21 protein-coding genes are annotated in these 21,822 nt (G+C 49.3%); 3 read left to right on the plus strand and 18 right to left on the minus strand.

Going from position 1 to position 21,822, the window contains the following annotated elements; translation table 11 throughout:
• Nucleotides 1-36: 36 nt before the first annotated feature.
• The 3 genes from ACN0R1_RS00355 to ACN0R1_RS00365 all read right to left on the minus strand — a co-directional run bounded on the left by ACN0R1_RS00355 (nucleotide 37) and on the right by ACN0R1_RS00365 (nucleotide 2,314).
• Nucleotides 37-690, minus strand: a complete 654-nt coding sequence (locus tag ACN0R1_RS00355) for an amino acid ABC transporter permease (protein WP_417578768.1) — start codon at nucleotides 688-690, stop codon at nucleotides 37-39.
• Nucleotides 690-1,361 carry an amino acid ABC transporter permease gene (locus ACN0R1_RS00360; protein WP_417578770.1) on the minus strand — a complete coding sequence of 224 codons (672 nt, stop codon included), beginning with the start codon at nucleotides 1,359-1,361 and terminating at the stop codon, nucleotides 690-692. The genes ACN0R1_RS00355 and ACN0R1_RS00360 overlap by 1 nt, the downstream gene beginning before the upstream one ends.
• Nucleotides 1,362-1,510: 149 nt before the next feature.
• Complete coding sequence (locus ACN0R1_RS00365) at nucleotides 1,511-2,314, minus strand: transporter substrate-binding domain-containing protein (protein WP_417578772.1); 804 nt, start codon at nucleotides 2,312-2,314, stop codon at nucleotides 1,511-1,513.
• A 277-nt stretch (nucleotides 2,315-2,591) separates the two neighbouring features.
• On the opposite strand from ACN0R1_RS00365, the gene ACN0R1_RS00370 reads away from it, so the two are divergent.
• Entirely contained in the window at nucleotides 2,592-3,509 is a 918-nt protein-coding gene (locus ACN0R1_RS00370) for a LysR family transcriptional regulator (protein ID WP_417578774.1), read from the plus strand.
• Between the two features lie 9 nt (nucleotides 3,510-3,518).
• Here ACN0R1_RS00370 and ACN0R1_RS00375 read toward each other — a convergent pair whose 3' ends face one another.
• The 3 genes from ACN0R1_RS00375 to ACN0R1_RS00385 all read right to left on the minus strand — a co-directional run bounded on the left by ACN0R1_RS00375 (nucleotide 3,519) and on the right by ACN0R1_RS00385 (nucleotide 8,338).
• Nucleotides 3,519-6,359, minus strand: coding sequence for an HD domain-containing phosphohydrolase (locus ACN0R1_RS00375; RefSeq protein WP_417578776.1), 2,841 nt, complete (start codon nucleotides 6,357-6,359; stop codon nucleotides 3,519-3,521).
• A 147-nt stretch (nucleotides 6,360-6,506) separates the two neighbouring features.
• Nucleotides 6,507-7,106, minus strand: coding sequence for a MarC family protein (locus tag ACN0R1_RS00380; RefSeq protein WP_417578778.1), 600 nt, complete (start codon nucleotides 7,104-7,106; stop codon nucleotides 6,507-6,509).
• A complete protein-coding gene (locus ACN0R1_RS00385; protein ID WP_417578780.1) occupies nucleotides 7,106-8,338 on the minus strand; it encodes a CynX/NimT family MFS transporter in 1,233 nt (410 codons plus the stop codon). The genes ACN0R1_RS00380 and ACN0R1_RS00385 overlap by 1 nt, the downstream gene beginning before the upstream one ends.
• Before the next feature lie 202 nt (nucleotides 8,339-8,540).
• Here ACN0R1_RS00385 and ACN0R1_RS00390 point away from each other — a divergent pair, with 202 nt between their 5' ends.
• Nucleotides 8,541-9,743 carry an ABC transporter substrate-binding protein gene (locus ACN0R1_RS00390; protein ID WP_417578782.1) on the plus strand — a complete coding sequence of 401 codons (1,203 nt, stop codon included), beginning with the start codon at nucleotides 8,541-8,543 and terminating at the stop codon, nucleotides 9,741-9,743.
• 82 nt (nucleotides 9,744-9,825) lie between these two features.
• On the opposite strand, the gene ACN0R1_RS00395 is transcribed toward ACN0R1_RS00390, so the two are convergent.
• The 10 genes from ACN0R1_RS00395 to ACN0R1_RS00440 form a co-directional block, all read right to left on the minus strand.
• Nucleotides 9,826-11,097: a branched-chain amino acid ABC transporter permease gene (locus ACN0R1_RS00395; protein WP_417578784.1), complete on the minus strand. Its 1,272-nt coding sequence runs from the start codon at nucleotides 11,095-11,097 to the stop codon at nucleotides 9,826-9,828.
• Entirely contained in the window at nucleotides 11,097-12,095 is a 999-nt protein-coding gene (locus ACN0R1_RS00400; protein WP_417578786.1) for a branched-chain amino acid ABC transporter permease, read from the minus strand. The genes ACN0R1_RS00395 and ACN0R1_RS00400 overlap by 1 nt, the downstream gene beginning before the upstream one ends.
• A gap of 18 nt (nucleotides 12,096-12,113) precedes the next feature.
• On the minus strand, nucleotides 12,114-12,818 hold the full coding sequence (locus ACN0R1_RS00405) for an ABC transporter ATP-binding protein (protein ID WP_417578788.1): 705 nt from the start codon (nucleotides 12,816-12,818) through the stop codon (nucleotides 12,114-12,116).
• A gap of 17 nt (nucleotides 12,819-12,835) precedes the next feature.
• Nucleotides 12,836-13,603, minus strand: coding sequence for an ABC transporter ATP-binding protein (locus ACN0R1_RS00410; RefSeq protein ID WP_417578790.1), 768 nt, complete (start codon nucleotides 13,601-13,603; stop codon nucleotides 12,836-12,838).
• A gap of 64 nt (nucleotides 13,604-13,667) precedes the next feature.
• On the minus strand, nucleotides 13,668-14,903 hold the full coding sequence (locus tag ACN0R1_RS00415) for an NAD(P)/FAD-dependent oxidoreductase (RefSeq protein ID WP_417578792.1): 1,236 nt from the start codon (nucleotides 14,901-14,903) through the stop codon (nucleotides 13,668-13,670).
• A 76-nt stretch (nucleotides 14,904-14,979) separates the two neighbouring features.
• Nucleotides 14,980-15,369: a DoxX-like family protein gene (locus tag ACN0R1_RS00420; protein ID WP_417578794.1), complete on the minus strand. Its 390-nt coding sequence runs from the start codon at nucleotides 15,367-15,369 to the stop codon at nucleotides 14,980-14,982.
• Nucleotides 15,370-15,380: 11 nt separating this feature from the next.
• A complete protein-coding gene (locus tag ACN0R1_RS00425) occupies nucleotides 15,381-15,854 on the minus strand; it encodes a DUF2269 family protein (RefSeq protein ID WP_417578796.1) in 474 nt (157 codons plus the stop codon).
• On the minus strand, nucleotides 15,847-16,998 hold the full coding sequence (locus ACN0R1_RS00430) for a saccharopine dehydrogenase family protein (protein ID WP_417578798.1): 1,152 nt from the start codon (nucleotides 16,996-16,998) through the stop codon (nucleotides 15,847-15,849). The genes ACN0R1_RS00425 and ACN0R1_RS00430 overlap by 8 nt, the downstream gene beginning before the upstream one ends.
• Before the next feature lie 92 nt (nucleotides 16,999-17,090).
• Nucleotides 17,091-17,600, minus strand: coding sequence for a redoxin domain-containing protein (locus tag ACN0R1_RS00435; RefSeq protein ID WP_417578800.1), 510 nt, complete (start codon nucleotides 17,598-17,600; stop codon nucleotides 17,091-17,093).
• Nucleotides 17,601-17,656: 56 nt separating this feature from the next.
• A complete protein-coding gene (locus tag ACN0R1_RS00440) occupies nucleotides 17,657-18,259 on the minus strand; it encodes a LysE/ArgO family amino acid transporter (protein ID WP_417578802.1) in 603 nt (200 codons plus the stop codon).
• A gap of 102 nt (nucleotides 18,260-18,361) precedes the next feature.
• On the opposite strand from ACN0R1_RS00440, the gene ACN0R1_RS00445 reads away from it, so the two are divergent.
• Complete coding sequence (locus ACN0R1_RS00445) at nucleotides 18,362-19,228, plus strand: LysR family transcriptional regulator ArgP (protein WP_417578804.1); 867 nt, start codon at nucleotides 18,362-18,364, stop codon at nucleotides 19,226-19,228.
• Here ACN0R1_RS00445 and ACN0R1_RS00450 read toward each other — a convergent pair.
• Both ACN0R1_RS00450 and ACN0R1_RS00455 read right to left on the minus strand, forming a co-directional pair.
• A complete protein-coding gene (locus ACN0R1_RS00450) occupies nucleotides 19,222-19,914 on the minus strand; it encodes a gamma-glutamyl-gamma-aminobutyrate hydrolase family protein (RefSeq protein WP_417578806.1) in 693 nt (230 codons plus the stop codon). The genes ACN0R1_RS00445 and ACN0R1_RS00450 overlap by 7 nt on opposite strands.
• Before the next feature lie 84 nt (nucleotides 19,915-19,998).
• On the minus strand, nucleotides 19,999-21,807 hold the full coding sequence (locus ACN0R1_RS00455; RefSeq protein WP_417578808.1) for an SLC13 family permease: 1,809 nt from the start codon (nucleotides 21,805-21,807) through the stop codon (nucleotides 19,999-20,001).
• Between the last annotated feature and the right edge of the window lie 15 nt (nucleotides 21,808-21,822).

Below are 21,822 nucleotides of genomic sequence, written 5' to 3' on the forward strand. Positions count from 1 at the left end.
ATTCAAATAAGGTATATTCGCTAAAGTGATTAGTTTTCATCGGCGATCGGCCGTCATACGTTCAAAGCGCGCCTGACCATATTCCATAAACAAATTCAGGATGTAATAAATTACGGCAATGACAATAAAGAATTCGAACGGACGGAAAGAGACGCTAATAGCATACTGTGAGGCGTATACCAGCTCAGCAACCCCTATGGCTGAAAGCACCGAGGTATCCTTGACCATCAAGATCAGGTTATTGCCTATCTGCGGTACTGAACGAATAAAGGCCTGGGGTACGATAATGTAATAAATAGTCCTGACATGCCCAAACCCTAGTGAACGTGACGCTTCATACTGACCCGACGAGACCGAACGCATGGTGGCCATAAAAATATCCGCGTTGTACGCCATGTAGTGAAAACCCAGTCCCAGCACCCCAACCATTAAGGCGGGTATCAGTATCCACTCCCCCAAACCAAAGTAGAGAAAATACAGCTGCAGTAGCAACGGCGTGGTCATGAATAGCCAGATAAAGAAACGCAGCGGCCAGCTCACCACTTTGTTGGTAAAGATCGAGATCACTGCGACCAACAACCCACCCACAATCGAGAAAATCCCCACCACCAGTGCGATCAGAAAGGTTACCCAGACACCTTTCATCAGTGTAGGGGCGTAAGTAATGACCGGAGAAAAATCAAATTCCATCACTGTACCCTCTTAACTAAAGTGGTGTAGCGCGTGGCACGACGATAAGCCAGCTCAACGATACCCATCACGGCGTAGACGATGCAGATATACATAATGGCTGTGAGCGCGAAAATTTCGAACGGCTTATAGGTTGAACCGATGAGACGTTGCGCCTGATACGTCAGTTCCACTACAGAAATAATCGATACCAATGAAGAGTTTTTGACCAGCACGATACCCAATACGCCGACAGAACGAATCATTAAACCAGCGGCTTGTGGCAACACCACGTAGATCAGCGTTTGAAAACGACCAAAGCCGATTGAGCGTGATGCTTCATTCTGGCCACTGTCCACTGATTCCAAGGCACCGCGAATAGCTTCGCTCATATAAGCGCCGATATTAAAGGCACCAACTAACACGCCACAGGTAAATGGATCCAGCCTAACCCCCAAGGAGGGACCACCATAAAACACCAGCAACAACTGCACAAAATACGGTGTTCCCCGTATAACGCTAATATAGCCACGAGCAAACCACTGCACGGGAATAAACTTGATTGAACGCATGAACACCAGTACGCAAGCGACCACAAAACCCAACGAAATAGCGCGGGCTGATATATCGACGGTAACCCAGGCTGCTTTCAGCAATAAGGGGGTCACCCCGACCATCAAATCAAAATCCATACTCCCACCCTTTTTCTATTTTAAATCTCAAGGAGACAAGAGTTATCATAGGGGTACAATCCACAAACCCGATCGTGAAACCAGAATTACAACCTGTGACTTGTACCCCTAATAAGCATCTGATCATAAAATCAGACTACTGGGTGGAATCACTCAATAGTGGCACCTTCACCGATCCACTTATCTACAATGCTCTGATAGGTCCCGTCTGCTTTAATTTCAGCCAAGGCTGTATTCAAAGCGGCCAGTAGTTCAGGTTTGTTTTTCTGAATAGAAATTGCTGCAGGCCATCTTGGCAGTTCACCCACCTCGACTAATTTAATGTCTGGGTTATTTTCTTTCAGCACCACATACACAGGAACATCATCGGCGATAATCGCATCAACTCGACCGGTAGTCAGGCCTGTGAGCAAATCGGGTAGACCCTGGAAGGTCTGGTTACGCCATTTACCCTCACCATTTTCAACGGCCCATTGGTTACCGGTTTCACCGATAGTGGAGCCCACTCGCTTGCCTTCAAGATCTGCCAGACTGTTAATATCGGTATTATCACCTTGTACCCACACAGATAAACCTGCACTGTAATAAGAGTCAGTAAAGTCCACGGCGCGCTGACGCTCTTCCGTTACACTCATACTGCAAATACAGGCATCAAAGCGTCCGCCAGCCAGTGCGGCGACTATGCCACTCCAGGGTGATGTTTGAATATCAACATCCACACCCATTCTTTCAGCAACAGCCTTGGCGATATCAACATCAAATCCAACAACATTACCGTCGGTATCTACGTAACTGAACGGCGGGTAAGCACCCGAGTTCGCAACTTTAAAAACATCATCTTTAATTTGGGGTAAATCACGTGCATCAGCCGTCATGGAAACCATGGATGCCGTACTGAAAACAAAAGCAGCGGCTACTAAAGATTTAGTTAAATGCTGTTTAATCATATTCATGTTGTTATCCTACTTAGTGAAAAGATCTTGTTTATGCCCAGGGGTATAAACAACACAGTTTGTCGGATTGATCAGTCATACTTCAGGTATTTCAACCGGATCAATCAATGAATTTTAAGCCTGTATCAAAAAACTGACTTGTTTTGAGTGTAAGTTAAATTCGATTAATTTCAACTTATAATGTTTTTTCATTAAATCATGATTTTTACTCATGGATTTTTCTGCTTGAACACGTAATAATCGATTCTGTGTCAGTCGATACTTACAGGAATGTTCGATGAAAGAAGTAAATCTTAACTCACTCAAATCACTGATGGTTTTCAAGACTCTCTATGAGTCTGACACCGCTACCCGTGCAGCCAAAGCCCTCGGGCTAACCCAGTCAGGTGTGAGCCGATCACTGGCACAGCTGGAAGAAAATATCGGCATGCCCTTGTTCATGCGCCACAAAAATCGTCTGATCAAGCTGCCTGAAGCGGATGAGTTGTATCAGGAAATAATGCAACTGATAGGCAATCTGGATGAGATGAAGCACACCATCGTCGCGCTGCGTGAATTCGGTGTTTCGCGCATGCGTCTGGCATCAGCCCCTGCCCTCGGTTTTGCCTATATCCCTGAGGTTATTGCAGCCATTTTGAAAATTAATCCGAAATACAGCATCTATTTCGATATTATGCCCAGCCCCGATGTCGTGCGTGCAGTGGAATCAGGGCATTTCGATGCGGGATTCGTGACTCTGCCGATCAGTAGTGAACGACTGACTGTGGATGAATTGTTTGCGGTAGAAGCTGTATGCCTGATACCGGCAGGCCATCCGTTAGCAGACGCTGAATATATTGAAGTTGCTGACTTGAAAAATCAGCATCTGGTTATTCCAAACCAACCCAATCTAGCCGCCGACCAACTGCTTCGGTTAATTTCACAGCATAAGGTTAGGATTGCCGGAAAAACTGAAGCCAATATCGCCGCCATCTGCAGCCTGGTCGCCAATGGCGTAGGTATCAGCCTGATCAACCCGATAACGGCCTACGATACGGTAGCCGTTCAGCGTGATATTGTCATCAAGCCCTTTCGTCCATCATTCCACTATCGCTTTGGTCTGGCCTACCGCCGCAACTGGGCTGACACTCAACTGATCAAGCTGCTGAAGGACAATCTGCCCAGTACACCCAAATACCTGAACCAGCGCAACTGATCAGTACTTTCAGGTAGCCGTGGATAGAAACTGGGTGATATCAACTTCGTCTATCTGCTCTGGCTGCATAAATTGCTGTGCATAATCATGATAAATACCAGAACGCAGAAACAGTTCAAATATGCCAGCATCCAGGTGCGCTTCCGCGACCATACTGGCCATAATACCGAGGGCTTGTGTCAGCGTTTTACCCTGCTTATAAGGACGGTCAATAGCGGTCAGCGCTTCAAATACGTCTGCTACCGCCATAATCCGCTCTTGCAAGCTCAGCTCCCCGGCAGATAGACGCCTAGGGTAGCCGGTGGCATCGACTTTCTCATGATGGTTACCGGCTATAGCCGGAACTTGCGCCAGATAATCTGGCAGAGGCAGTGCTTCAAGCATAATGATGGTCTGTACGATATGCTCATTAATTTTAAACCGCTCTTCTATTGTCAGTGTGCCTTTTTGAACGGTCAGATTATGCAGCTCACCTTGATTATAAGCCACATCGGGTACCTGCATATCAAAGCCCCAACGATTATCTGGATCCTCTTTTGCAACCGGTGGCTTCCGACCATTCCAAGGGAATACCTGCTCAGGACGGTCACTCAATAAGGTGTCCTGCGCAGGCAATACTTCCTCAGGGAGACCACTCAATCGTTGCTTCTCATCCTGAGATAGCCCGATGCGATGACTGAAATAGCGTATCCAACGGCGCGAACCTATTTCCCGTACTCGGGCAACATCCTCTTCTGACATCAGCTCACTACCAATATTGGCCCTGGCAATAAAGCTGAACTCTTCGAGAAGTTGTTTCTGAGTAGCATCGCATGAGCGCTGCAGAGTTTCAGGGTCCTGCCCCTCCAGCCTACCTTGCAAACAGACAATCTGTGCATCCCGGTAGAGTACTTCAAAGCGGGTACGAATCTCATGGATGCGGTTATAAATAGTTTCCAGTTTGGTCGCCTTATCAACCACATACTCGGGGCTGGTAATTTTGCCGCAATCATGCAGCCAGGCCGCGATACGAAAGGCTTCAATTTCGGCTTCATTCAGATGGTAATCCTGAAATGCCGGCAGTTGGCTTTGCACCGCCGCATTAGAAAGCATCATGGCCAATTCCGGAACCCGCTCACAATGCCCACTGGTATAGGGAGACTTGGCATCAATGGCATCAGCGATCAGGTGGACAATGCCATCTATCAATGCTTTCTGTTCCCGTATCATCTGACGGGCCTCTATCGCTATAGCTGCGGCACCGGAAATATCATCGATAAAAGCCCGCAACCCTTGAATATCGGCTGATGGGGTATCCATGGCATCTATAATCAACACGCCCAACAGATGATCATAACGGTCACGTAACATCGTGCAGACATAAAAATCATAGCCAGCCTTTCTGACCTGTTCACGCACCTGACTATCAATTTCATGCAGGCCTTCCAGCACTATAGTGTCCGGCAGGCTCTGATCATCCATGCGGTTGTTCAGCTTTAGTGTCTGTGTACTCCTATCGAACAAATAGATACAACCTGAAACATGCCCTATGGCCTTAACCAGCTCCTCCAGAACAGACTGCAACAGTTTGTCAGGATCTCGCTCCCGATTGAGGGACATAGACAGTGATTTAAAATGCCGAATAGTCGCAGACATATCATCCAGCACACGTGTCAACGCATGCACTTCACGAATGGATGTTTGTGTAGTGATTTTGTTGTCGAAGTTCAGATTGGCCAGGGAGCGCACCTGCTTTTCCAGCTCAGCAATCGGTTTGCCAATGCGTTGTCCCACAGCCCAACCAGCTAACAACAGCACAATCATAATTGAAAAGGCCCACTGCAACTGACTGAGGATGCTTTTTTTAACATTACCCAGTAATTCGTCACCAGGAATAGCAATCAGGATTCTAAGATCATCATTGCCCAACGCGACCAGAGGAGACACCAGACCATACCAGTCTTGATCATCATCTTTAAAGTGCGTGAGGCTCTGCATACCCGCCGACTGAGTTACCAGCGCCTGTAATACCGGGACATTAATTTCCCGCAAGCTAGCCAAACGGGTTTCACGTGCATCACTGAGAATAAAGCGATCAATATCAGGATACGCCAGCAACAGCTCATCCTGGTTAATAATGGCAATCTCGGTACCCGGTGTCAGGCGCAATGAATCCATGTACTCACTTAAATCCATGGCTGTAGCATCTATGCCTAGTACCACGCCGTCACCTGCATGTAGCGACATGCTCACGCCCACTTCCTGAGTGGTATAAAACAAATAAGGTGCCGTCAGTTCAACCCTATCGGAATTAAGTGCTTGCTGATACCAGGAACGGCTATGGGGATTGAAGGTGTATTGCGGCATGCGGCGGACTTCAACAATATCAGTCAAGGATACATCGTAAAAAGACCATTCACCCTGGCGCTTTCCGTCCGCATCGGTGACAAGGGTTTGCAGCAGAAAATGACTACCTTCCGGTGCATCAACAAATCCTCTCGCATGTGCCGTATGCAGTTTCCGTAGCAATAAAAAGTCGGCATTGTCATAACCGATATAGACGGCGCTCAGCAAAGGGTTTGCTTTTAGAACTTCGGCAATAGCGGGAACTCGGTTCTGACGTGACTGTAAATCCGTAGTGTTGACCAAAGGATCATGCCGCAGCATTCTGATCAACATCTGGCTGGGCTCCATTAGCTTTTGGATACGTTCATTGACGGTAACCGTCAACTGTTGACTGGCCTGATCAGCCACTTCAAGTATGCCAGCCTGCATCCCGCGATAGCCCTGAAACACCAGCACGCTGGCCAAAATCACCATACTCAGCGTAACTGTGGCTGCAATCAATAATTTAAACGAGATACGTTTCATGTTTTCCCGCAACCATCCTGTGTTATATCTCCCAACTCACTGAAATACTGGAAGGTATTTCAGTGCCGCAGTTGCAGTATAGTTAGGTTTTGGCATCCTGCCTCAGGGTAACAAAATAAATATCGACAGGTACTAATACAGACACGATCAAAGTGACAGCATATTATTGAAACCGTCATAGATAAACTGAATGGCCAGTGCGGCCAGGATGACGCCCAAGAACCGACGCAAAATTTCATCACCGGTTTTGCCTATCACCCGCTTCACATAACCGGATAACAACATTAATACCAGGGTCAGTCCATAGGTGATGATTACGGCGGCCAAGACAGAGATTTCCTGCGCAGCGGTTTCTGCACCCGAAAACAACAGGATCGACAACGTCAGTGCACCGGGACCTGCCAACAATGGGATAGACAGCGGATAAACCGATATATCCTGCTTCCCCTCCGATTGGGTCATTTTCACTTCTCTGGTGATCAGGTTAAATGCCGTAAAAAACAGCAACAACCCACCTGAGATGCGCAGCGCATTGATATTGATTCCCAGGCTATTCAAAAACGCCTCACCAAAGTTGCCGAATACAAGCAGTAGCACGGCACTGATCAAGGTCGCCTTGACCGCCATAATCACCCGATGACGTTTATCCCCTTCCGGTAACAGCGCATGGAAGATTAATGCCGTGCCTATCGGGTCGATAATGACAAAAAAGCCAGTAAAAGCATTCAGGAAAGTCGTGAGTTCCATCAAGGTGTCCGTTTAGAAGAGTGTGTGTTTATATCCGGCTTGATCTGTACAGCGGCAGCCGCCTTCCAGCCAAATGCAAATTGAAAAATCTGTAACAGCATCAGCAACATTAAGGCTGTTAGCCAATGGCCACTGATATCATGCATTAACGCTAGGGTAACAGGGCCAGTAGCAGCCAACAAATACCCGAGACTCTGGGCCATTGCCGATAAAGCCGTGGCCTGCACGCCATCACCAGTGCGCAGTATAAAGAAAGACAACGACAGACTCAGAGCCCCACCGGCTCCCATACCGATCAACGCGGCCCACAACATGGGAGCAAGCTGAGGCGCCCACCAGAGCCCGGTTAGTCCGGAAAACGATAACAGGGATATGAGTACAACCAAACTGCGCTGGTTGTGCATTTTTGTCGCAAAAATCGGGATAAATAGATTAAAAGGTATACTGGCCAGACTGATCATGGCCGTTGTACTACCCGCCTCCAGTGGATTCAAGCCACTTTCAATGAGTATGTTTGGCAACCAGGTGACAATCGCGTAGAAATAAAATGATTGTAGACCCATGTATAAAGTGACGGCCCAGGCTGTAGCGCTTTTCCACAAAGTGACCCGCGCACCCGTTACCGGCTTAACCTCTCCGCGCAATTTCAGTAAAGGCAACCAAATCAGACAGGTTAACAGCGGCAACAGCGCCCAAACCATTACCGGATAATGCCAATGACCAAAATATTCCAGCATTGGTACAGCTAAGTACAGGCCCATGCCCGCACCCAGACTCAGCATAATGGAATAAAGCCCGGTCATCAGACCCATACGGCTGGGAAAGAATACCTTCACCAAAACCGGAATCAGCACATTCAATAAAGCGATCGCTGAGCCCAGCAACAGCGTGCCCAGAATGACCACTGGGTAACTTGCCACCAGGCGCAAAACAACACCCAGTGAAATGATCAATAAGCCAAAAACCACCAGAGTGATCGATGAGAAAAAACGGGTCATCAATGGCACTAGAATTGATATCACCGCAAAGCAGATCAGGGGTAAGGTGGTCAGCATGCCGAATGCACTGGCACTGAGGCTGAGGGCTTCACGTATCTCCAAGACCAGTGGTGCAAAGACTACCAAGCCACCCCGCAGGTTGGTTGCCGCCAGCAGTAAGCCGAACACAGCAAGCCAAGCCAGGGCTCGACTGTGTTGTTCAAAAGGAGAATGTAGCCTATCAACCCGGTTCATGGACTATCCGCACAAAAAAGCTTCATGCTACTTAAAATCCAATCTTTCTCCCAGTCAATAATTGTCTCCCATACACCTGTTGAAGCCAAACTTGCCGTTAGTCTCGCTCAATTGATTTTACTGATATAAAGTGTCATAAAGAGATTGTTTAGCCTTACATTGCATGGCGATCTGAACGTTGAAAAAAACAAAGGGAATCACGATGATTAAAAAAACACTTCTATGCAGCGCTATTGTTGCTGCAACGGCTATGGCCAGTATCGCGCAAGCGGAAGTCAAACTCGGCTTCCTCGGTGGATTCACCGGTCCGATCGAAAGCCTGGCACCACCTATCTATCAAGGAGCCCAACTGGCTGTTAGTCAGGTCAATGCTCAAGGCGGCATTCTCGGTGGACAGACACTTAGCATGTCTTCAGCTGATACCACTTGTACCGATGCGTCTGCCGCCATTAACGCCGCTGACCGTATGATCAATACTGAAAAAGTTACCGCTATCCTCGGCGCACTTTGCTCAGGAGCCACCATTGCTGCAGCCAATAACGTCGCCGTACCCGCAGGAGTGTTGATGGTTTCGCCAGCGTCCACCTCACCCGCTGTTGCTGAAATTGATGACAAGGATCTGGTCTTCCGTACCACGCCGTCTGATGCTTATCAGGGTGAAGTCCTGGCCAAATTATTGCTGTCCAAAGGCATCAATGAGGTGGTTGTGACCTATGTTAATAATGATTATGGTCAGGGGCTGTCGAACGCTTTTTCTGCAACCTATGAAGCTGAGGGCGGAGTCATTGCTGCTAATGCGGCGCATGAAGACGGTAAAGCTGACTACCGCTCAGAACTGGGCAGTCTAGCCTCCAGTGGAGTCGATACACTGCTGGTGTTTGCCTATGCCGACACTTCCGGCCAAACCATCCTGCGACAGGCATATGAAAGCGGTAACTTCATGCAGTATATAGGTGCTGATGGCATGGTAGGCGAAGCACTGATGGATGCCGTCGGAGCCGATGTATTGGAAGGCATGATTGCCACCCGTCCGGGCAAACCGGATATTCCAGGTACTGAACGCTACTCTGAGGCCGCACTAGCCGATGGTATGGATCCCAACGCGGTATTTGCCAGCCAGTCTTATGATGCGGCCTTCTTGCTCGCGCTAGCCATTGAAAAAAATGGTTCAGCTGAGCGTGCAGGTCTCTCTGAAGCCCTGCGCGCGGTTGCTCTTCCACCCGGAGAAGTCATTCTGCCAGGCGAGTGGGAGAAAGCGGTTGCCCTGCTAGCTGAAGGTAAAGAGATTAATTATGAAGGTGCCGCCGGGACGCAAGACTTTGATGAGCGAGGAAACGTGCCAGGTGTTATAGAAGAGATGGTTGTCAGAGATGGTGACTTCCGCACCGTGGGACTGATCCAGTAATTCTGTATTTGCAAAGCAATAGACCCAAGGCCTGATCTGCAACGCTGCAAATAGCAGCACCAAAGATCAGGCCTTTCAGCACTTAGTGATGCTGCTGAATCTTCTCCGGAAACAGACCTTTCGGTGCATAGCGTAATACCAGGGTGATAATCAGTCCGATCGTGAAGACCCGTGCCTGCAGGGCTCGACTGGTAAAGTCAGAGGGCGCTTCCCAGGCAAACCACATATCTCCCAGGTAGCTGATGCTATTCAGAATAAACAGCGCCACCGGTTCAGACATCACCCAGATGACATAGACAAACACCGCTCCGAAAATAGTACCGAGATTATTGCCCGGACCACCCAGAATCACCATCACCCAGATCAGAAAGGTATGGTTCAAAGGCAGATAACCGGTAGGATCAAAAATACCATTAAAAGTAGCCAGTGCCGCACCACCAATACCCATCAGCACGCAGCCCAACACAAACACTTCCAGACGACGCTGATTAACATTTTTACCCATCGCTGCCGATGATAATTCGTTATCCCGGATCGCCCGCATCATCCGCCCCCAGGGCCCTCGGTAAGCCCGGTGCAGCAGATAAAAGATGATCGCGATCAATACTGCCGTTACCGACAGATAAAATGCACGCGCCAGAATAAAGCCCACTTCACCTGCATCCGGAACCGGCCAGGGTAAGGGAGAGACAGTCAGCGTACCGCGAGTTAACCACTCGGAATTTTTTAAGAAGGCTTTGATAATTTCAGCCACACCCAGGGTAGCTATTGCCAGGTAGTCACTGCGCAACCCTAGACAGATATGCCCTATAAAGTACGCCAGTACACCAGCCAGAATACCGCCGACCAACCAACCGGCCCAGACCGGCAAACCAAAACCACCGATAAAGCCATGTTCACTCACAATCGACTGGGACACAGGCGCGAAGGCATTGATAACCCATAGGTAGACACTGGCCAGCACAATTAATATGATCGGCAAGCGAATGCGCCGCGGTACAGAGAGGCGATGCAGTTGCATCACCGCAACCATCAACAGCACAGCAGCTAACAGCTTCATAAATGCCATACCCAACTCACCAGACAGGTCTGACTCCCAGAAGCTTTGATTAACTGGAAACGTCAGTAGCATGGTCGCAAAGCCGCCCAGGGCCACAAAACCCATAATGCCGGCATTGAATAACCCGGCGTAACCCCACTGAATGGTTAGTCCCAGTGCAATAATCGCATAACAACTGGCCTCTACCAGTACCCTGACGCCATAGGCGGTACCCATCACCTGGATCAGCAATAACACCGTAACCGCCAGCGCGATCAGCAGCAGGGTTTCTTTCATGGGTAGTTTCATTAGCATCACAGCACCTTACCTTTAAATAGCCCTGTAGGTCGCCACACCAAAATAGCCAGCAGGATGAAAAAGGGAACCGTTATCTTGTATTCACTGGACACGAATGACAGGTTGGCCGGAATATCAAACCAAAGATAATCACGTACTGGACGTAACAGCACGGCCCAGTTAAATACTGACAGGGTTTCAGCAAAACCTATGACAAATCCCCCTGCCAGGGCACCGTAGGGATGGCCGACACCACCGACGATGGCGGCGGCAAAAATCGGCAACAACAGATGGAAGCTAAGATCGGGTTTCAATGAAACATCCAGCGACAAGAGCGTTCCTGCGGCCGCGGCCAGACAACCAGCAATAATCCAGGTCACCTTGACCACGGTATCGGTATTAATACCGGAGACACGTGCCAGATCAGGATTATCCGACATGGCTCGCATCGCCTTACCCAAGCGGCTGCGAGTTAAAAACAGATGTAACGCGATTACAGCCACAACCAAAAACAGTAGCAGCAGAATTTGCGGATCGGTCAGCACCAGCGGGCGATTAGTCAGCTCAAACGGCATGTCGATACGATGAATTCCTTTACGGTCATCAATATACATACTGCGCGCCCCGGTTCCCATGAACATCCGGATCAAACCCTGCAGCATCAGCGTGACCCCCAAAGAGGCCATGACGATAACGATAGGCTTAACCCCGTGACGGCGCAGTGGACGGTAGAAGGCTTTATCGATATACACGGCTGACAGAGCCGTCAATGCCATCGCCAGTGGGAGCATCACAAAGGCAGTGGGCAAGCCTAGAGCGGGTCCAACAGCTGGAAAAAGGCTGGTCAGAAAGAAGGCAAAGAACGCACCGAGTGTCATCAGATCGGCATGGGCAAAGTGCGCAAAACGCAGGATGCTAAAGATCAGGGTAATGCCGACCGCCCCCAACGCATAAATAGACCCAATCGTCAGCCCGGAAATCACTACGTTATTAACAAAAAAAACCAATTCGTTCAAAATTCTATCCTCAAGCCCTTAGCCACCCAGAAAGGCCTTGGCTACTTCGGGATCATTGATCAGGTTTTCACCGGTATCTGTAAAGCGGTTCTGGCCCGCGACCAGAACAAAGCCTTTATGCGCTATTTTCAGTGCCTGCTTGGCATGCTGCTCCACCATCAAAATGCCAACACCGGCTTTATTGATGGTGATAATGCGCTCAAAAATCTCAGCCATATACATGGGTGACAGGCCCGCTGTGGGCTCATCCAGTAAAATCAGACTAGGCTCGGTCATCAATGCCCGCCCCATCGCCACCATCTGACGCTGACCACCGGACAACTCGCCTGCAGGTTGCTGGCGCTTGTCGGCTAAAGGCGGAAAAAAACCATAGACCTGGTCAAGCATATGCGCAAAGCTATCCTTGCAGCTAAAGGCGCCCATCTCCAGGTTTTCCTGGACCGACATGGAGGGAAAGATATTCTTCTCTTGGGGAACAAAGGCCATTTTGCGCTTCACCAACTCCACCGGATCGGCATTGGTGATCTCTTCTCCACGTAGTTTGATGCAGCCTTCGTTAACTCTCAGCAGGCCGAAAATAGCTTTCAGCATGGTGGATTTTCCCGCACCGTTAGGACCGACGATAACACCAATCTCATCTGCCTCAACGGTCATGTTCACGCCATTGAGGATATTCATTCCACCGTAACCGCCGTGCACATTAGTCGCTTCAAATAGTGCCATGATCTATCTCTGTCAGATCAGTGTGCATCGTTGCCAAAGTAGGCTTCGATCACTTCCTGATTATTTTGAATCGCTTCAATGCTTCCCTCAACCATAACGCTACCCTGCGCCAGCACAATCACTGGATTGCACAACTGAGCAATCATATCCATATCATGTTCAATCACTAAAAAGGTATAGCCCATCTCCTGATTCAAACGCTGAATATTGCGGATCAGATCCTGTAGCAGCGTCCGATTCACCCCGGCCGCTATCTCATCAAGCAACACCACACGAGCATCCACCATCATGGTACGCCCCAACTCCAGCAGTTTTTTCTGTCCACCAGACAGATTGCCAGCCAGTTCGTTACGTACATGTTTTAAGCCAATAAACTCGATGACATCCATGGCTTTCTGGCGCACCTGCAACTCCTGCTCATGAACCAGAGCAGGACGCAGCCAGGTATTAAAGATATTTTCTCCCGCCTGAGGCGGCACCATCATCAGGTTTTCCAGTGCCGTCATGTGAGAAAATTCCTGCGCAATCTGAAAGGTGCGCAGCAAGCCGCGATGAAACAGTTGGTCAGAGGGAGTCGCGGTGATGTCATCACCGGCAAAGTGGATGCTGCCGGAATCCGGAGCAAAGGTACCGGCAATCAGGTTAAACAGTGTGGACTTGCCTGCACCATTAGGGCCAATCAATCCGGTAATGGAGCCTTCTTCGACCTGAATAGAGCAGTCATTAATAACCTGCAACGCCCCAAAGGCTTTATTGACCTGACGAACCTCTATAATAGATCCCATTTATACCCCGGAAAACTGTCATTGACTGTTAATATAATACGTTAGACCTTAGTTGACTTAAAGTTCAAACGTACTGACCTGCACACCAGCCACTGCTCCAGGCCCATTGAAAGTTAAATCCACCCAGCCAGCCGGTTACATCCAATACTTCGCCAATAAAATACAACCCCGCTACGGACTTGGTTTCAAAGGTCTTTGAAGAGATTTGATCAGTACACACACCGCCACGGGTGACTTCAGCGGTTTTGTAGCCTTCGGTACCTGCGGGAACACAAGACCAGCACTGAAACACGCTGACTAGCGCGGCCATATCGGCGTGGCTAAGCTGCGCGACCGGCTTGTCAGCCAAGGTCTGCAATTCGGGGAACGCCAGCCAGGCAAGCACAAATCGCTTGGGGAGTAGGCGCGACAGCAGGGTTTTCAATTCAGCCTTCTCACCGGCCTGTTGCCAGTCACGCAAACAGGCTTGCAGGTCATGATCGGGTAAAAAGTTGATCTGCACCGCCTCACCCGGATGCCAATAATTACTGATTTGCAGCACCGCGGGGCCGCTCAGCCCTTTATGGGTAAACAGCAAGGCTTCTTTGAAGGTCTGATTGTTACAGCTGATACTTACCGGTAGCGCCACGCCTGCAAGGGATTGCGCCAACGCCAGCCGTTCACCTTTCAGGGTGAAGGGCACCAATGAAGCCTGCAGATCGGTGACACGCAAACCAAACTGCCTGGCCAGATCATAGCCAAAACCACTGGCGCCCAAGGTGGGAATGGAGGGGCCACCGGTTGCAACCACCAATGACTCGCAGTGCACCGGACCCAGGGCAGTTTGCAACTCAAACCTGGCTATATCTGTCTCAGTGTCTTGCGGAGATGTTGCCGGATCAGTGGGGATCAGTCGGGTGATACGCTGAACCTCGCAACGAGTTTCGATAATCACCGCGCCGGCTTCGCATTCAGACAAGAGTATATTGAGAATATCCTTGGCGCGATTATCACAAAACAGCTGACCCAGTGTTTTTTCATGGTAGGCAAGTTGATGCTTATCCACCAAAGACAAGAAATCATATTGGCTAAAGCGTTTTAGAGCAGAAATACAAAAATGTGGATTAGCTGACAAAAAGTTTGAGGGCTCGACCCATTGATTGGTAAAGTTGCAGCGCCCTCCCCCTGACATGAGTATTTTCTTGCCGACTTTGTTGGCATGATCCACCACCAACACCCGCCGACCACGCTGACCTGCCGTGGCCGCACACATCAAACCCGCGGCACCCGCTCCTATAACCACACAATCGAAATAACGCATCGGACTCTTCGCAGGCTCTGATTACAAAAGCGCTAGGATAGCATGACACAGATAGGCGGGAACATTAGGTTTTATGCTACGTCTGATTGTGCATCGGCCTTACACAATCGATTCTATATAAACAGTAGATCATCACCAGCAAAGGAATGTTTTTAGTAAGTGGACCAAAGGGGTGGATCCAAAAACTCGCATCAATAACCGTTAATAGTAGCGTGTAGGTCAGTATCACTAGCATCTGCACCCAATAGCAGGGCTTTAACTTTTTACCTATAAGTAACCAGACACCAATAATCACATCTAAAATACTACCAGACCAAATACTGATATCCGCTAAAGTGCCTTCAATCCCGCTATTAGCCAATACTTCATAGCCAATTTCTTGAGCAAAAAAAGTCGAAGTAATTCCTGTGAAAATCCACATAAAGCTCAGACTAATTCTTGCAGCCAGATACATTGCTGAGGACACGCTTAGAATTCCTATATCAGTGAAAAAGGCTTAAAAACCATCAACCAGAAAATAAGCACTATAGCTATAAAGGCTGGCACACCCAGTGCTGTCCACCATCGCATCATACTTTTGAAGTTTGGGTCTAATACACCGGATTTTAACGATGAATCAGCCAGTGCTTTCAGTTTGTATTGAATAAATATAACCGGGATCCAACACACACCTATAAAAACAAACAGTGCCATCACTATGAAAAACCAGGTGGACGTAAACGAATAGCCTAGTTTCATCATCAGCAGCACTCCAGACACTAGCTGAAGCACTACGGCTGGCGCTGTAAAGAGCCAATCAGCCAATACCACATGGCGTGCGGTCACCGCTATCGCTGGCAGGTTTGAGGAACGATTAGCCATAAACATAAAGAAGGCTATACCTGTGCCGGTTCCGGCAACCACTACCGCGCTGACAATATGGATCAATTTTAATAGCAGATAACTATCCAATGCTAACCTCTGTTTGATGATAGATGCCCAGCGGTATTGCCTCCTGATCAAACTCTTCTAAGGTGTAATACCCTAAACAAGGAGTCGCTCCTCTGACATCGATAGTCTCAGTTAGCAATTTTTTCGCCAGAATGATTGCTGACAGCGTGGGTATATAAGGGCCCACGCCTTTCTCGGCACAGAGCGTCCATGTAATTTGTTTGGGTTTATTATTCTCATCCAAGCCGGAAAGATTAACCTGCATGCCGCCAGTGTCTGTACCGAACCCCTTGAACAGCTCACTGGAGGTATAGATAAGCTTGGTAAATTTTGACCAGTTTTTCACCAGGCCAATTTTGGCTAATAACGCCATAAACACCATGCCGAGGTGTAACAAGGGTAATTCTAAACCCGCTTGAAATTTTACCGAAGTAACCGGCTTATAACGTCGAGGGAAAAGCTCTAAATCGGGTATATCAATGTTTGCAAGCCATCGCTTACCAATAACCTCATTAAAATACAGTTTTCTGGGCGACATCCAGCCATACTGATTAACCCACTTACCGTTATTGAGCACTAAAAAGGTGTGCCCCGTGTAGGAAAGAATCCCCCTAACGGTAGCTTCGCCACGCTCGGCTTGATTTCCTGGAGCGATTGCAAAGTCGATCTCATCAAGTCTTGAAAATTGGGATATAAAACGATCTATCACCACCGAAGACAAACCAGGAACTGAACTGGCACCCGATACAATCAACACATTGTTGGCACAAGCCTGTTCATTTAATGAAATGATATCGCAAACAAAGCGTCGATCATCAGCCAAGTCTATGTAATGACTGCCTAGCGCAATGCATGCACTGGGAACTCTATAGTCTTGCCCTTGAAAGGGGCCGCCTGTATGTATCACAAGATCAGGAGATAAAGAGGCTAGCGCTTCAGTAAGCCCTGGTTGATCAATATCGATAAAAGCGGGTTCTAGGTGGGCCTTGGCTCCCCTTGATGACAGTTCCTGGCACAAGATCTGCGCTTTTTTGATGCTTCGTCCAGCGACAATCACCGTAACGCCCAACAGCATAGCTAAACTTTCAGCAATACGCTTACCGAAATTACCGTAACCACCAAGGATTATCACCCTTCGTTCTGTCACAAACTTATCCTTTATCATCCTAGTGACCACGGCAGCGGCTGAGTCGAAAACGCCATAAAGCCAGCTGTATCAGAGAATTTTATGAGATATCAGTGAAATATACTAGCCAGCTAGCCCACCCACCAAAGCCGTGCGCGCAATCCCCAACTGCTGGTCAAACCCACCTCGGTAAAACGTATCTGTCCAGATGAATCAATAATATACATTACAGGAACGCCCCTGACGCCTAGAGCCGAGGCCAACTCACCCTGGCTATCATTCAGTACCGGTAGATGGCTGAGTTGCTGTTCATCCAGAAACTGGCGCACCTGGTTATCACTGCCTGACTGAATGGCTAGCGTCAAAACCTGATGATCCTCCAGTAAGCCAGTCAGCATAGGTAACTCGATACGACAGATAGGACACCACTCGGCCCAGACTACTAGCAGTAAAGGTTCACCCGCATACCCGGCTAACGAAACCTGTTCACCAGCCAGGGTGACACCGCTGAAATCCGGGGCCGTGCCGGATTCAAGGGTCGGCGATTGATAGCTACGAATAGCAAAAATGATCAACACTACCAGCAGGATCTCCAGCCCCCAACGTAACCATCCAGGGAGTGCTTTGTAACGTTTAAACATCTAAAAGACCTTATGCAGATTGGTCAAGCTACTCACTCTGACGGGATTTCTATTGGTTAGTTCCAGGGCACAAGCGTCATAGCAACCAGGCACAAAAGTGCCGCCATACCGCCATCAAAGACACGCCAATGCGTTGGGGAGCGTAAGTAAGTTGCCAGTTTAGGCGCGAAACCAGTGAGCATAGTGAACCAGGTCAATGAAGCAAAACTGGCACCGACTACAAACATCAGCTTATCTGTCTGGGCAGCCCCGACACTACCGATCAATACAACTGTATCAATATATACGTGCGGATTAAGCAAGGTGATCGCCAAGGCCGTAAGACCCACTTGCCAGGCGTTTTGTACGCTTACCGGCTTAGCCGCCTGCAAGCCACCGGTGCCTTTCAGCGCACGCTGTGCTGCATTAAATGCAAGCCACAACAGTAACGCGACCCCCATCCAGGTGAGCAGCGGAATCAAGGGCGGTACCCACACCTTAAGCTGATTGACCCCATACACACCCAGCGTAATCAGAATCGAATCACACAGAATGCAGACCAGCGCAATGACCAGACGGTGATTGCCACGCATCGACTGACTTAACACCCAGGCATTTTGCGCGCCTATGGCGACAATTAACCCCAACGCAACGATATAACCGGTAAAAAATACTGACATGCCAGGCTCCCTGATAAAAATGCATCACTAGACTGGGCAAGACTAACGAAGCCAGCTATCATTAATCCAACGAATTATATTAACGGAATATTAGCTAAACTTATGATCGACTACCGTCTACTACAGGCCATGGCCGCCGTACTGGAACAGGGTGGATTTGAAAAAGCCGCCAACTACCTGCACCTGACCCAGTCCGCTGTCAGCCAGCGGATAAAGCAACTGGAGCATTTGCTCGGTCAGCCGGTACTCATACGCAGTCAGCCACCGAAGGCGACCTCACTGGGACAACGCCTGCATAACCATTTACAAAGGGTCAGGCAGCTTGAAGCGGGCCTGGAGCTATCCGCTAACCCTGAAGATCTGATTATCCGCATCACCGTGAATGCCGACTCACTGGACACTTGGTTACCGGGCGCACTGGTACTGGAAGATTATCCACTACTGCGCTTTGAAGTATCCGTTGAAGACCAGGCCGTGGGCCTGCGACGCATGAAACAGGGTGAGGTGATGGCCTGTCTGTGTGCCACCCCTGAACCGGTAAATGGTGGCGATGTAACTGCTTTAGGAGTCATGCGCTATCGTGCACTGGCCAGTCCGGCTTTTATTCAACGCTATCATCTGACACCCCCTGAACCCGCTACCTTCCATCAAGCGCCTTGCCTGGTATACAGCCGAGAAGACCGCTTGCAGCATCAGTTTCTAGCCGATGTCGCCGGCACCGAGCCCCTCTACACCCATCACCTCCCCTCTTCTGAGGGCTTTATTAAAGCGGCTAAGGCGGGTCTGGGTTACGGCATGATGCCGGAGCTACAGGTGGCTGACGAACTGGAATCGGGGCAACTGGTAGACGTCATGCCAGGCTACAGTCTGGATGTTCCGCTCTACTGGCACTTCTGGCAGATGGAAAGCCCGGTGATGGAAACCCTGAGAGCCTCCGTTACACGCGTAGCCAATAGCTCACTTTATTGAGCTGTTTGCAAGCGCTGCTCTACTGATACCTGGATAAGCTGTTTGAATAAACGCCGCTGACTGGACATAAAGATTAGAAATTCCGGATGCCACTGCACGCCCAGGAGGAAGGGTTGCTGCGGATCTTCAATGGCCTGAACTATGCCATCCAGATCATGTGCGGCAATACGTAAGCCATCACCGATGCGATCCATTGCCTGATTATGCAGGCTATTAATTCGACAGGGCCCCGGTCCCAGTAATTGCTTAAGTAGCCCGTCGGTCTCCAGTAACAGGGTTTTTAATGGCAACAGGGTTCGCCGGTTGGATGTTTTCCGGCGTTTGGATTTTAAGTCTTGATGCAGAGACCCCCCACGGCAGACATTTAGCAATTGAGCACCGCGGCAGATGCCCAGCAACGGCACCCCTCGATTCAAAGCATGATCTATGACAGCCGTTTCCAACTGGTCTCTGGCTGAATCGTACTTGGGTTCCACCTCAGGCTCTTCAGCATAGAGTACCGGATCGATATCATGGCCACCGGTAACGACGACCCCATCAAACGCAAACTCGGATAATTGCGCATGCTGACTGGGCCTGAGCTGTAACGCCTGCCCACCATAGAGGCGCACCATCAGGGCAACCAGACTGCGTGGTCCCAAAGCGCCTCGTTCAGGACCGGTAATAGCAATTACAGGCTTTCTCAAATTTATATCCTCTTTACACTTGCTAAGCTGTTAGCCAAGAACATAGCACAACCCCCTACGCTGATCAGGCAGGCTGTAGCAACATTAAAGCGGCCAGAAGATTAACAACAATGGCAGGCTCACCGAACACACCAGCAACTCAACCGGCAAGCCCAAGCGCCAATAATCACTAAAGCGGAACCCTCCCGGAGCCAGAATCAGGGTGTTATTCTGATGGCCAATCGGGGTTAAAAATGCGCAGGAAGCACCAATAGCTACTGCCATTAAAAAGGCATCCGGGTTTAAGCCAAGTGTCGATGCTGTACCTAAGGCTATGGGACACATAACCGCTGCCGTCGCTGCATTATTCATCACATCAGACAAAAACATGGTCACTACTAAAATCAGACCCAAAGCGATTATGGAATTACCCTGCGCCAGCGTCCCCAGCAAGAAATCGGCAATCAGATGAGCGCTGCCGGTGGTTTCCATCGCATTGGCCACAGGAATCAAGGCCCCTAACAACACAATAACAGGCCAGTCAATTGCTGTATAAATAGAGCGTAACGGCAGGGTTTTAGTCACCATCGAGGCGAGCACCCCCAAAGCAAAGGCAATGGCTGTGGGTAAAATTCCCAAGGCTGCCAAAGCAATCGCAGCGATTAAAATCACACCGGCGGTAATCGCTTTGTTCTTATCCGGTATTTTGAGATCTCGCTCGGCAAGCGGTATACAACTGAAGTCAGCCGCGAACTCCATAACGGTATCTTGTGCTCCCTGCATCAGCAGAAGGTCGCCCGCCTTGATTTTCATCGTTCTTAAACGGGCATGGGATTTATAATCCTCTCTGGACAAGGCCAGCAGATTAATACCGTAGCGAGTGCGTAAAAGAATATCTTTTGCCGAGCGCCCAACCAGACCAGACTCTTCTCTGACAACCAGTTCGACTAACACCACTTCCGATGGGCTGGCTGCTTCTTTGTCGTCTTTCTCCTGTTCAACGTCTGAAGGTTCATCCTTTTCTTCAGCCTCCTCCAGTTTGAGCCCCAGACTGGATAAAACGTCTGATAAAGACTCAACCTCAGCTTCAATAATCAGAATATCATCGGCCAGAACTTTACGGCCATAACTGGGTGCATTGATTTTCACCTCGTTACGCACCAAGGCAATAACCTGAGCATCAACCTCATCCAGTACTTTTTCAATATCACGCAGTAGCAGGTTAGCCGCTTTACTTTTTTCAGGGACCCGGACTTCGGTAATATAAGCCCCCGTATCAAAACTATCGCTCACACCATTTTTTCTGACCGGCACCAGTCGCCAACCCAACAAGGCGACAAATAGCACACAAACCACCGCCACTGGCAAACCCACCAGGGTAAAATCAAACATCGAAAAGGCACTGGTATCGTCTAGTTTTGATCTGAAACCTGACACTATCAGGTTGGGAGGTGTACCGATCAGGGTTGTCATACCGCCCAGAATCGTACCGAAGGCCAAGGGCATCAGGACTTGACCGGATGACAAGCCAAGGCGGCCCGACATCTGCATGGCGACCGGCATCAATAGCGCCATAGCACCGACATTATTCATAAAGCCGGAAAGCAACGCACCCAAACCTGTCAAGGCGGCAATACTCAGTGTCACCCCGGCGTTTTTGGGTAAGGCATACCGCGCTAAAATATCCACGGCACCCGAGGTTTGCAGTGCACGGCTCAACACCAGCACACAGGCCACCGTGATCACCGCGGGGTGCGAAAAGCCTGAAAAGGCATCGGCGGCATCGACCAATCCAGCCAAAACACAGGCCAGCAAGGTGGCACCTGCGACCATATCATGGCGCCAACGTCCCCACAGAAACAGCGCCATGGTGGCCAGCAAGATCACCAGAATCAGGCTCTGGTCTTGTGTCATAGCATCACACTCTCA

It is taken from the genome of Nitrincola sp. (genome assembly GCF_048264025.1).
Lineage (GTDB): Bacteria > Pseudomonadota > Gammaproteobacteria > Pseudomonadales > Balneatricaceae > Nitrincola.